Origin of the sequence: Streptomyces sp. SS1-1 (genome assembly GCF_008973465.1) — a bacterium.
In the GTDB taxonomy this organism is placed as follows: domain Bacteria; phylum Actinomycetota; class Actinomycetes; order Streptomycetales; family Streptomycetaceae; genus Streptomyces.
Map to the genome: position 1 here is coordinate 4,194,774 of NZ_WBXN01000004.1, position 11,576 is coordinate 4,206,349.

The window sequence follows — 11,576 nt, forward strand, 5'->3', positions numbered from 1 at the left end:
GGAAGCGATGTCTCGTCTCAGCCGCGCGATGAAGCGGGAACAGAAGCGTGCCGCGTCCGCCGAGCGAACCGTGCCGCCGGCGCCGATCGACGTGCGCGTCCCGGCCGCCGGGCCCGGCGCGGGCACCTCCGCGTCCATCGGCGGGGTGCCCGTCACCGCGGCGCCCGGCGAGGAGATCCAGCGGGCCGTGCTGACCCACCTCCAGCGGATCGCCGTGGCCGCCGGGCACCCGGTGTACGCGACGGTCCACGACGAGCGCATCGGGTACGTCGTGCCGCTGTGCGTGGAGCAGGACGGTTCGAGCCGCTACACCGCCGAGCCCCTGCGCACGGAACCCCCGCGTCCGCCGGTGGCGCCCGCGCCGTCCGCGCCGTCCGCGCCGCCCGAGGAGGACCGGGCCACCCAGGTCCTGCGTCCGGCGCGGGCCCCTGAGGAGGAGGCTCCGCCCACGTGCCGGCTGCGGACGCTGTCCGGCCGGACGGACGAGGCGGCCCCCGGCACGGTGGCGCCCCCGCTGGGGCAGTTCGGACCACCGCCGTCGATGGAGGCACCGGCCCAAAGCGCGCCCTGGCCGGATGCCATGGCCCAGGAACCGCAGCCGCTCCCGACCGCACCCGCCGCCCCGGAACGACAGTCCGCGGCCTCCGTCCAGTCCCCGGCCTCCGCCCCGTCCACGGACCCCGCCCCGTCCACGGACCCGCTCCCCGTCTCCGACCCCGACCCCGACCCCGACCCGCAGCCCACTCCGCCCCGCGGCTTCGACGCCGTCGCCGAGACGGTGCTGGGCGACGGCGCGCGGCCCGCTGCCACCGCCGACACCTCGCCCTTCGCCGAACCGATGGCACGGGTGTACGACGCGGTGGGCGAAGGACGCACCGGTGAAGCGGACGAGCTCGTACGGCGGACGATGGCCGAGGCCTCGGCCCTGCTCGGCCCCGACCACACCGACGTACTCCGGATGCGCGAACTCGCCGCCTACATCGCCTACTTGGCCGGGGAGCCGGAGCGCGCCCTCGGCCTGTCCCTCGACGTGGCAGGGGCGTACCGCCGGGCCGGCGACGCGGAGGCGGCGTACAGCGGTCTCCAGGGCGCGGCCACGGCCTGGCGCGCCGTCCGGGACCCGGCCCTCGGGCAGGACCTGGGCCGCGGCCTCCTCGGCCTGTGGAGCGACCTCGTGGCCGAGGGCGGTCCGGCGGCCGAGGAGGCGGAGGAACTGGAGTCGGCCCGGGCCCGTATGGACCGTCTCGCGGCACGAGCGGCACGAGCGGCCCGGGCCGAGGGGACGACCTGCGCCCAGGACACCCCCTAGCCGGACAGCTCCCACACCGCGTGGGCGAGGGCGTCGCTGTTGCGGTCGAGGGCGGTGTCGTTGATGTTGGACGTCGTGTCGCAGGACGCGTGGTAGCAGCGGTCGAACGACTGCCCCGACGTGCCGCCCCACTTGGCGGCCTGCGCCGCGGTCTTCGTACGGCCGGCCCCGGTGAACAGCCCGCCCACCGGCACGCCCGCGCTCTTGAAGGGCGCGTGGTCGGAGCGGCCGTCGCCCTCGGTCTCGATCTCCGTCGGGACGCCGAGGCCGGCGAAGTAGTCCTTGAACGTCTTCTCGATCGCCGGGTCGTCGTCGTAGACGAAGTAGCCGGCGTTCGGGGAGCCGATCATGTCGAAGTTCAGATAGCCCTTGATCTTCGCGCGGTTGGCGCTGGACAGGTTGCTGATGTAGTGGCGGGAGCCGACGAGTCCCAGCTCCTCCGCTCCCCACCAGGCGAACCGCAGATGCCTGGTGGGCCGGTAGCCGGCCCGGGACACGGCGAGCGCGGTCTCCAGGACCGCCGCCGAACCGGAGCCGTTGTCGTTGATGCCGGGTCCCGCGGTGACGCCGTCGAGGTGGGAGCCGGCCATGAGCACCTGGCCGGTGTCACCGCCGGGCCAGTCGGCGATCAGGTTGTAGCCGGTGCGGCCGGACGCCGTGAACTGCTGGACGGTCGTCGTGTAACCGGCGGCGTCCAGCTTGGCCTTCACGTAGTCGAGGGACGCCTTGTGGCCGGGGCGGCCGTGGGCGCGGTTGCCGCCGTTGGCGGTGGCGATGGACTGGAACTGGGCGAGGTGCGCCTTCACGGCTGCCACCGGGATGTCGGGCGCGGCGGCGAGGGCCTCGGCCCCCGGCGTCGCGCCCGCTATGGATCCACCGGTGAGCAGGAGGGCGACCGCGACGGCACCAGCCGCCGTCGCGCGCCCGGAGACGGAGAGCATCATGTGGGGGGCTCCCGAAGTCCAGGGGGGATCCTGTGGGATGGCCACAGGGGATCCGGGTGAATGGGGTGACTGGATGGTCAGGCGGAATCTGACTTTCCGTCAAGAGTGCTGTTCGGACAGTGAGCCCACCGGTCCGGGTGTCACTGCACGCAGAACTCGTTGCCCTCCGGGTCCGTCATCGTGACCCACTCGCCGCCCGGCTCCTTCACCCGCCGCAGGACGGTCGCCCCCAGCGTCTCCAGCCGTTCCACCTCGGCCTCGCGCCGCCCGGCCCCCGCGTGGAGGTCCAGGTGCAGCCGGTTCTTCACCGTCTTCGCCTCCGGTACCCGCTGGAACAGCACCCGGCGCCCCAGACCGGTCCCGCTGTCCTCGTCGTACGGGTCGTCCGGATGCCGTACGGCCACCAGGTCGCGGAACGCGCGCCGGCCGTGGAACTCGACGGTGGCCTCCTCGGGCAGTGCGCCCAGGTGCAGCAGCCGTTCGACGAGCGCGTTGTTGTCCTCGACCTCGTAGTGCAGCGCGGCCGCCCAGAAGTCGGCCTGGGCCTGCGGATCGGCGCAGTCGACGACGAGTTTCCAGTGCAGCGGGGCGGGTCGGCTCCCGGATTCCTGAGTCATGCGACCACTTCTAGGGGGCCGTTGTCCCGGGCGCAACGGATATCGCCAGTCGGCGTAAAGCAGGCGTTTGGGCGTGGGGAGACGTGTGAAGGGGGCGGCCGGGCGGACCGTCAGGCGTCCACGGCCGCCAAGGCGGGCTTCTCTGTCAGACGTCGACGGCCGCCGAGGCGGCTTCTACGGCAGGCGTCCACGGTGTCCCCGAGGCCGGCGTCTCCGTCAGGCGTCCACGGCCGCCGACGCCGGCTTCTCCGCCGTGCGCGGGGCGCGGGCGATCGCGGCGGCCACCCGGGCCCGCCGCGCGGAGCGCCACGCGTCCGCCGTGAGCAGCGTGAGCGCCAGCCACACCAGCGCGAACCCGGCCCACCGCTCGGCCGGCATGGCCTCGTGGAAGTACAGGATGCCGAGCAGGAACTGGAAGACCGGCGCCAGGTACTGGAGCAGACCCAGCGTCGACAGCGGCACGCGGATCGCCGCCGCGCCGAAGCAGACGAGCGGCAGGGCGGTGACGACACCGGTGGCCGCGAGCAGCGCCATGTGCCCGGCGCCCTCCGTCGCGAACGTCGACTCGCCCCGCGCCGACAGCCACACCAGATAGGCCACGGCGGGCAGGAACTGGATGGCCGTCTCGGCGGCCAGCGACTCCACCCCGCCGAGATCGACCTTCTTCTTCACGAGCCCGTACGTGGCGAACGAGAAGGCGAGGGTGAGGGAGATCCACGGCGGCCGGCCGTAACCGATCGTCAGGACGACGACCGCGGCGAAGCCGACCCCGACCGCCGCCCACTGCACGGGCCGCAGCCGTTCCTTCAGGAGCAGCACGCCCATGGCGATGGTGACGAGCGGATTGATGAAGTACCCGAGCGACGCCTCGACCACATGACCCGAGTTCACGGACCAGATGTAGACGCCCCAGTTGACCGTGATCACCGCGGCGGCCACCGCGACCAGCGCGAGCCGCCGGGGCTGCCGCAGCAGCTCGCCCGCCCAGGCCCAGCGCCGTACGAAGGCGAGCGCGACCGCGACGAACACCAGGGACCACGCCATCCGGTGGGCGAGGATCTCGACGGCTCCGGCCGGCTTGAGCAGCGGCCAGAAGAGGGGGACCAGTCCCCACATGCCGTAGGCCGCGAATCCGTTCAGCAGCCCTATGTGCCGCTCGCCCCTGGACTTCCCGGTCACGGTCCCTCCTTCACGCTCTTACCCCGGCCGCGGCGCCTGCCGCGACCTGCTCGAAGGTAACGCCGAAGGCCCCTGCCTGTCATGTCCGTATCGCCATACGGTCATGACAGGCAGGGGTCGCGTGTGCCGGGTGGGCCGGAGGGGCTCAGCCCTTGAGCGCGGCGGCGATCGCCTCGGCGAGCGGCGTGGTCGGGCGGCCCGCCAGACGGGAGAGGTCACCGCTGTCGACGACGAGCTCGCCCTTGGCGATCGAGGTGTCCACACCCGCCAGTACCGCGGCGAACGGCGCGGGGACCCCGGCACCGGTCAGGATGTCGGTCAGCACCTCGGCGGAGACGCGGTTCTCGGCGATCTCCCGGCCGGTCTGCCGGCTGAGCTCCGCCGCATACTCGCCCATGCTCCAGGCGACGTCGCCGCCCAGCTCGTACGTCTTGTTCTCGTGCCCCTCGCCGGTCAGCACGGCGACGGCCGCGGCCGCGTAGTCGGCACGGGCGGCGGAGGAGATACGGCCGTCACCGGCGGCGTGCGTGACGGCGTTGTGCGCCAGCACCGGAGCGAGGTTCTCCGTGTAGTTCTCGTGGTACCAGCCGTTGCGCAGCAGCACGTACGGCACGCCCGACGCGAGCAGCACCTCCTCGGTGGCCCGGTGGTCGTCGGCGAGGGCGGCGGTCAGGGTGCCGGGGGCGCTGGTGTAGGCGAGGAGGGCGACCCCGGCGGCCTTCGCGGCCTCGATGACCGTCCGGTGCTGGCCGACCCGGTCGTTGCCGACCTCGCTGCCGGAGATCAGCAGCACCTTGTCGCCGGCGGCGAACAGCCCGTCGAAGGTCTCCGGCGCGTTGTAGTCGGCGACGGCGATCCGTACGCCGTGTTCGGCGAGGTCGGCGGCCTTCTCGGGGGTGCGGGCGACGGCGGTGACCTGGTCGGCCGGCACCTTCTCCAGCAGCTGCTCCACGACGTGGCGGCCCAGGTGGCCCGTGGCTCCGGTGACGACGATGCTCATGATCAGAACTCCTTGTGGGGTGCGGTGCCACCCACCCTAGGAGTGGCGCTAACTGAAGGAAAGTACCCACTTTGAAGTAAGGTACAGGCATGGCAGTAAGTACCGTGTCGACCGAACCCACCTCGTCGCGCCGGTCCCGTACGGCTCGCGGCCTGTACACGGACGGCGAGGAGATGTGCCCGTACCGCCTCGTGCTGGAGCACGTCACCAGCCGCTGGGGCGTCCTCGTCCTGATGGAACTGCTCGACCGTCCGTACCGCTTCAGCGAACTGCGCCGGACGATCGGGCGCGTCAGCGAGAAGATGCTCACCCAGACCCTCCAGACCCTGGAACGCGACGGCCTGGTCCATCGCGACGCCAAACCGGTGATCCCGCCGAGGGTCGACTACTCCCTGACCGACCTCGGCCGCGAGGCCGCCGAGCAGGTGCGCGCCCTCGCCCTGTGGACCGAGCGCCGGATGGACGACGTGGAGCGGGCGCGCGCCGCCTACGACAGCCGCAAGAGCGAGGCGGCGACCGGGCGGGACTGAGGGTTCCGGGCGGCGGCGCGGTACGCGCCGGACGCGTGTCCGCCGGAGGCATGCCAGCCGGAGGCATGCCCGCCGGACGTGTGCCGGCCGGACGCATGCCAGCCGGACGTGTGCCGGCCGGACGCGTGCCCGCCGGACCGTGGCCGAGGGCGGCCCGGGCACGCGCTCGCGCTCCCGGCCGCCCTCCCCATCTGCCTCGGGCCAGGGCCCGTCAGCCCAGGACGTCAGCCCGGGACGTCAGCCCAGGACCGTCCAGGTGTCCCCGCCCGCCAGCAGCGCGGCCAGATCGCCCTTGCCGTTCTGCTCGATCGCGGTGTCGAGCTGTTCGGACATGAGCGTGTCGTACACCGGCCGCTCCACCGAGCGGAACACACCGATCGGCGTGTGGTGCAGGGTGTCCGGGTCGGCCAGCCGGGACAGCGCGAACGCCGTCGTCGGGGACGCGGAGTGGGCGTCGTGGACCAGGATCTGCGACTCGTTCTCCGGGGTCACCGCCACGACCTTCAGGTCACCCGTGGCGGCGTCCCGCACGACACCGCGCGCACCGTCCGTCCCGAAGCGGATCGGCTGCCCGTGCTCCAGCCGGATCACCGCCTCCTCCGCCTGCTGCTTGTCCTTCAGCACCTCGAAGGCGCCGTCGTTGAAGATGTTGCAGTTCTGGTAGATCTCGATGAGCGCCGTCCCCTGGTGGGCGGCTGCCTCCCGCAGCACCTGCGTCAGGTGCTTGCGGTCGGAGTCCACCGTGCGCGCCACGAACGACGCCTCCGCGCCGAGCGCGAGCGAGACCGGGTTGAAGGGCGCGTCCAGCGAGCCCATCGGGGTCGACTTGGTGATCTTGCCGATCTCGGAGGTCGGGGAGTACTGGCCCTTCGTCAGGCCGTAGATCCGGTTGTTGAACAGCAGGATCTTGAGGTTGACGTTGCGCCGCAGAGCGTGGATCAGGTGGTTGCCGCCGATCGACAGCGCGTCACCGTCACCCGTCACCACCCACACCGACAGGTCGCGGCGCGAGGTCGCGAGCCCCGTCGCGATCGCGGGCGCCCGCCCGTGGATGGAGTGCATCCCGTACGTGTTCATGTAGTAGGGGAAGCGCGACGAGCAGCCGATGCCCGAGACGAAGACGATGTTCTCCTTGGCCAGGCCCAGCTCCGGCATGAAGCCCTGCACCGCGGCGAGGATCGCGTAGTCACCGCAGCCGGGGCACCAGCGCACCTCCTGATCGGACTTGAAGTCCTTCATGGACTGGCGGGCCGTGGCCTTGGGGATGAGCGAGAGCGCCTCGATCGTGCCCGTGCCTTCCGGGGACGTCTCAGGCATCGATGGCCTCCTTGAGAGCCTTGGCGAGCTGTTCCGCCTTGAACGGCATGCCGTTGACCTGGTTGTACGAGTGGGCGTCCACCAGGTACTTCGCACGGACCAGGGTGGCGAGCTGGCCGAGGTTCATCTCGGGGATCACCACCTTCTCGTACCGCGCGAGCACCGCTCCCAGGTTGCGCGGGAACGGGTTCAGATGACGCAGATGGGCCTGCGCCACGGCCTCTCCCGCGGTGCGCAGCCGGCGGACCGCGGCCGTGATCGGGCCGTACGTCGATCCCCAGCCCAGCACCAGGGTGTTCGCCTCGTCCGGGTCGTCGACCTCCAGGTCCGGGACCTCGATGCCGTCGATCTTCGCCTGGCGGGTGCGGACCATGAAGTCGTGGTTCGCGGGGGCGTACGAGATGTTGCCCGTGCCGTCCTCCTTCTCGATGCCGCCGATGCGGTGCTCGAGACCCGGCGTGCCCGGGACGGCCCACGGGCGAGCGAGCGTCTGCGGGTCGCGCTTGTACGGCCAGAAGACCTCGCTGCCGTCGTCCAGGGTGTGGTTCGGGCCCTGGGCGAACTGCACGGTCAGGTCCGGCAGCTCGTCCAGGTCCGGGATGCGCCACGGCTCGGAGCCGTTGGCCAGGTAACCGTCCGACAGCAGCATCACCGGCGTGCGGTACGTCAGGGCGATCCGGGCCGCCTCCAGGGCCGCGTCGAAGCAGTCCGCCGGGGTGCGCGGGGCGATCACCGGGACCGGCGCCTCGCCGTTGCGTCCGTACATCGCCTGCAGCAGGTCCGCCTGCTCGGTCTTGGTCGGCAGACCTGTCGACGGTCCGCCGCGCTGGATGTCGATCACCAGCAGCGGCAGCTCCAGCGACACGGCGAGCCCGATGGTCTCCGACTTCAGGGCCACACCCGGCCCGGACGTCGTCGTCACCGCGAGCGAACCGCCGAAGGCCGCGCCGAGCGCCGCCCCGATACCGGCGATCTCGTCCTCCGCCTGGAAGGTGCGCACACCGAAGTTCTTGTGCCGGCTCAGCTCGTGCAGGATGTCCGAGGCCGGGGTGATCGGGTACGAGCCCAGGTACAACGGCAGGTCGGCCTGCCGGGACGCGGCGATCAGGCCGTAGGACAGCGCGAGGTTCCCGGAGATGTTCCGGTAGGTGCCGACGGGGAACGCCTTCGTCGCCGGGGCGATCTCGTAGGAGACGGCGAAGTCCTCCGTCGTCTCGCCGAAGTTCCACCCGGCGCGGTAGGCGGCGATATTGGCGGCCGCGATATCGGGCTTCTTGGCGAACTTCGACTTCAGGAACTTCTCCGTGCCCTCGGTGGGCCGGTGATACATCCAGCTCAGCAGGCCCAGCGCGAACATGTTCTTGCTGCGCTCGGCCTCTTTACGGCTGAGATCGAATTCCTTCAGCGCCTCCACCGTCAAGGTGGTCAGCGGCACCGGATGAAGGCTGTAACCGTCGAGGGAACCGTCCTCCAGAGGCGAGGTCTCATAGCCGACCTTCTGCATCGCCCGTTTGGTGAACTCGTCCGTGTTGACGATGATCTCCGCACCCCGCGGAAGATCACCGATATTCGCCTTGAGGGCCGCCGGATTCATCGCGACCAGCACGTTCGGCGCGTCGCCCGGCGTCAGGATGTCGTGGTCGGCGAAGTGCAGCTGGAAGGACGACACGCCCGGCAGGGTGCCGGCGGGGGCACGGATCTCCGCGGGGAAGTTCGGCAGGGTCGACAGGTCGTTGCCGAAGGACGCCGTCTCCGAGGTGAACCGGTCGCCGGTGAGCTGCATACCGTCGCCCGAGTCCCCGGCGAAACGGATGATCACCCGGTCCAGCCGGCGTACGTCCTTCGTCGTTCCCGCCGGTTTGCGCTGCTCTCCCACGACGGCTTCGTCGGCCTGCTCCGCTGGGCTACTGACCTGGCTGGTCACTGAACTGGACCTCCCTCGAGGCGGCTGTCTGGGCATGGCCTTCCGCAAGCCTTCCCAGGATCAACCCTACGTCCGCAAAGGTCGCCCTCCCGGGGCCATTCGCATGACGGACTTGATGATGAAAACGTGCCCCGCCTTTGCTCCCCATGATTCACACGCCCCCCGGCGCTGGACTTGAAGACGCTTTGAGTTCTTTGTTCGGTTGCCGAATCCCGGGCGGCTGATCGCCCGACGCGGATCGATTGCCGGACGAGGTCCGATCGGCCGACGTGGACCGATGCCGGACGTGGACCGACCGCCCGACGTGGACAGATCGCCTGGCGATCACCCGCCCGGCCGCGCCGAAGTTCGGTCAGGAGTTCAGATAGGTGAGGACCGCGAGCACCCGCCGGTGGTCCCCGTCGCTCGGGGACAGCCCGAGCTTGAGGAAGATGTTGCTGACGTGCTTCTCGACGGCTCCGTCGCTCACGACCAGCTGCCGGGCGATCGCCGAGTTGGTCCGGCCCTCCGCCATCAGCCCGAGCACCTCCCGCTCGCGAGGGGTGAGCCCGGCCAGCACGTCCTGCTTGCGGCTGCGGCCCAGCAGCTGGGCCACGACCTCCGGGTCGAGGGCCGTACCCCCCTGGGCCACCCGCACCACGGCGTCCACGAACTCCCTGACCTCCGCCACGCGGTCCTTCAGCAGATAGCCGACCCCGCGGCTGGACCCGGCCAGCAGCTCGGTGGCGTACCGCTCCTCCACGTACTGCGAGAGGACGAGTACCCCGAGCCCGGGGTGCGCCTTGCGCAGCTGCACGGCCGCCCGCACCCCTTCGTCCGTGTGCGTCGGCGGCATCCGTACGTCCGCGACCACGACGTCCGGCAGCTCACCCTGCGCGTCCAGCTCCGTGATGGTCTTGATCAGCGCCGCGCCGTCCCCGACCCCCGCCACCACGTCGTGCCCGCGGTCGGTCAGCAGCCGCGTCAGTCCCTCCCTCAGCAGCACCGAATCCTCGGCGATGACCACCCGCACCCTGTCCTCCACGATCCTCGGCCCCCCGTGCCCTGGATTCGGCCGAGCATCCCCCCGGCCCTGACGTCCTCGCGATCTCAGTATCCCGCTTGAGGCCCGCTCGTAGGGGGCCTGTGGACAACGGGCCTCGGCTGCAACTGGCCTGTGGACAACTCGGGGACGCGGTTCGGGGCCGGGCGCGGCCGGGGGAGCCGCACGCGGATGCCGGTCGCCCGTACGGACGGCCGGCGGAGGGTGCTCGGTGCCTGCTTCGTACTCCGTACTCGTCACACGGCGGATCCGGCCCCGCGGTACCGGGAGCCGGATCCCTCGCTCATCTCCCCGCTCGGAGCGGGGACGGTTCTATACGGTCCGCCACGGCAGCTCCGCCGTGATGCGGGTCGGCCCGCCCTTCGGCGAGTCGACGACGAGGATGCCGTCGACCGCGTCCAGCCGCTCCGCGAGCCCCGCGAGGCCCGAGCCGGCCGACACGTCGGCGCCGCCCACCCCGTTGTCCGCGACCTGCAGCATCAGCCGGTTCTCCACCCGCCACACGTCCACCGACGCCCAGGTGGCCCGCGCGTGCTTGCTGATGTTCTGCAGCAGCTCGGAGACCGTGAAGTACGCGATGCCCTCGATCGCCGGCACCGGACGCCCCTCCAGATCGACCTGGACCTCCACCGGCACCGTGCACCGCGAGGCCACCGCCGACAGGGCCGCGTCCAGCCCGCGGTCGGTCAGGACCGCCGGGTGGATGCCGCGGGCCAGGTCGCGCAGCTCCTGCAGGGCCGTCTTCACCTCGCCGTGCGCCTCGTCGACCATCTTCGCCGCGGCCCGCGGGTCCTCCGCCAGCTTCTCCTTCGCCAGCCCCAGGTCCATCGCCAGCGCCACCAGACGGGCCTGCGCCCCGTCGTGCAGGTCCCGCTCGATGCGCCGCAGGTCGGCGGCGGCCGTGTCCACGACGGTCCCGCGGTCCGACTCCAGCTCCACCACACGCGTGGCCAGCCGCGACGGCCCGAGCAGACCGTGCACCATCACCCGGTCGACCGTCGTCAGCGCCCGCACGATCCACGGAGTCGCCAGCGTGAAGACGAGCCCGACCAGCGCGGTGACCGTGATCTCGAACGGGTTGTCGAGGTAGATGTTGTGCGTCTCGTCGCCGAACAGCTGCAGACCGTCCTGCCCCGCCCAGACCGGGAAGACCCAGAACCACAGCGGATACGTCAGCAGCGCCCACCCGTACGTCCAGAAGCTCACCGCGACGGCGAAGGAGAACACCGCCCACGGGAAGTTGACCACCGCGTACAGCAGCGCCCGCCAGGACGTGCCGCTCTTCAGTACGGCGCCGATCCACGCCATGAAACCGCCCCGCCGGGTCCGCAGCGGCTCCGGGTCGCCCACGTCCAGGTGGAGCAGCGCCCGCGCGCGGGTCCGCTCCAGCACGCCGAAGCCCCGGCAGCCGGCGAGAGCCGCTGCCAGCACCGGCACACCCAGGAACGTCACCAGCAGGCCCGCGCCCAGCGACACCATCGTGACGGCGTACACGAACAGCATGATGCTGATCGGCAGCCCCAGCAGGACGTAACCGAACTCCCGCCAGGTGCGCGCCTCGAACGGCGCGCGCAGCACGGCCGGCACCCGGTGCCGCCGCTCGGCGTGCTCGGGAAGCCCGTGCTCGGGGTAACCGAGCCCGTGCCCGTAGCCCTGTCCGTACTCCGTGGCCATCGGCGTCGTCCGTTCTCCTCGTCCCGTCAGCCCCGTCCGG

The 11,576-nt window shown here is 71.5% G+C and carries 10 protein-coding genes; 2 read left to right on the top strand and 8 right to left on the bottom strand.

The window, feature by feature from the left end:
- Nucleotides 1-7: 7 nt before the first annotated feature.
- The gene (locus F8R89_RS20660; RefSeq protein WP_151785356.1) at nt 8-1,309 is read left to right on the top strand and encodes a tetratricopeptide repeat protein; all 1,302 of its coding nucleotides are present in this window, start codon (nt 8-10) and stop codon (nt 1,307-1,309) included.
- Here F8R89_RS20660 and F8R89_RS20665 read toward each other — a convergent pair.
- From F8R89_RS20665 to F8R89_RS20680, 4 genes are all read right to left on the bottom strand, one after another.
- On the bottom strand, nt 1,306-2,253 hold the full coding sequence (locus F8R89_RS20665) for a M28 family metallopeptidase (protein WP_151785357.1): 948 nt from the start codon (nt 2,251-2,253) through the stop codon (nt 1,306-1,308). The genes F8R89_RS20660 and F8R89_RS20665 overlap by 4 nt on opposite strands.
- 140 nt (nt 2,254-2,393) lie before the next feature.
- Nucleotides 2,394-2,870, bottom strand: a complete 477-nt coding sequence (locus F8R89_RS20670; protein WP_151785358.1) for a VOC family protein — start codon at nt 2,868-2,870, stop codon at nt 2,394-2,396.
- 216 nt (nt 2,871-3,086) lie between these two features.
- Nucleotides 3,087-4,049: an EamA family transporter RarD gene (rarD, locus tag F8R89_RS20675; RefSeq protein ID WP_151785359.1), complete on the bottom strand. Its 963-nt coding sequence runs from the start codon at nt 4,047-4,049 to the stop codon at nt 3,087-3,089.
- 145 nt (nt 4,050-4,194) lie between these two features.
- A complete protein-coding gene (locus F8R89_RS20680) occupies nt 4,195-5,049 on the bottom strand; it encodes an SDR family oxidoreductase (protein ID WP_151785360.1) in 855 nt (284 codons plus the stop codon).
- A gap of 89 nt (nt 5,050-5,138) precedes the next feature.
- On the opposite strand from F8R89_RS20680, the gene F8R89_RS20685 reads away from it, so the two are divergent.
- Nucleotides 5,139-5,579, top strand: coding sequence for a winged helix-turn-helix transcriptional regulator (locus F8R89_RS20685; RefSeq protein ID WP_413251263.1), 441 nt, complete (start codon nt 5,139-5,141; stop codon nt 5,577-5,579).
- A gap of 237 nt (nt 5,580-5,816) precedes the next feature.
- On the opposite strand, the gene F8R89_RS20690 is transcribed toward F8R89_RS20685, so the two are convergent.
- The 4 genes from F8R89_RS20690 to F8R89_RS20705 form a co-directional block, all read right to left on the bottom strand.
- On the bottom strand, nt 5,817-6,896 hold the full coding sequence (locus F8R89_RS20690; protein WP_151785361.1) for a 2-oxoacid:ferredoxin oxidoreductase subunit beta: 1,080 nt from the start codon (nt 6,894-6,896) through the stop codon (nt 5,817-5,819).
- Nucleotides 6,889-8,820: a 2-oxoacid:acceptor oxidoreductase subunit alpha gene (locus tag F8R89_RS20695; protein WP_151785362.1), complete on the bottom strand. Its 1,932-nt coding sequence runs from the start codon at nt 8,818-8,820 to the stop codon at nt 6,889-6,891. The genes F8R89_RS20690 and F8R89_RS20695 overlap by 8 nt, the downstream gene beginning before the upstream one ends.
- Before the next feature lie 352 nt (nt 8,821-9,172).
- The gene (locus F8R89_RS20700; RefSeq protein ID WP_283288202.1) at nt 9,173-9,832 is read right to left on the bottom strand and encodes a response regulator transcription factor; all 660 of its coding nucleotides are present in this window, start codon (nt 9,830-9,832) and stop codon (nt 9,173-9,175) included.
- A 342-nt stretch (nt 9,833-10,174) separates the two neighbouring features.
- On the bottom strand, nt 10,175-11,536 hold the full coding sequence (locus F8R89_RS20705; protein ID WP_151785363.1) for a sensor histidine kinase: 1,362 nt from the start codon (nt 11,534-11,536) through the stop codon (nt 10,175-10,177).
- Nucleotides 11,537-11,576: the final 40 nt, after the last annotated feature.

What these genes read in the sequence shown, in the direction of transcription:
- F8R89_RS20660 (WP_151785356.1), top strand. Translation starts at nt 8, where the DNA reads ATGTCTCGTCTCAGCCGCGCGATGAAGCGGGAACAGAAGCGTGCCGCG.
- F8R89_RS20665 (WP_151785357.1), bottom strand. Translation starts at nt 2,253, where the DNA reads ATGATGCTCTCCGTCTCCGGGCGCGCGACGGCGGCTGGTGCCGTCGCG.
- F8R89_RS20670 (WP_151785358.1), bottom strand. Translation starts at nt 2,870, where the DNA reads ATGACTCAGGAATCCGGGAGCCGACCCGCCCCGCTGCACTGGAAACTC.
- F8R89_RS20680 (WP_151785360.1), bottom strand. Translation starts at nt 5,049, where the DNA reads ATGAGCATCGTCGTCACCGGAGCCACGGGCCACCTGGGCCGCCACGTC.
- F8R89_RS20685 (WP_413251263.1), top strand. Translation starts at nt 5,139, where the DNA reads ATGGCAGTAAGTACCGTGTCGACCGAACCCACCTCGTCGCGCCGGTCC.
- F8R89_RS20690 (WP_151785361.1), bottom strand. Translation starts at nt 6,896, where the DNA reads ATGCCTGAGACGTCCCCGGAAGGCACGGGCACGATCGAGGCGCTCTCG.
- F8R89_RS20705 (WP_151785363.1), bottom strand. Translation starts at nt 11,536, where the DNA reads ATGGCCACGGAGTACGGACAGGGCTACGGGCACGGGCTCGGTTACCCC.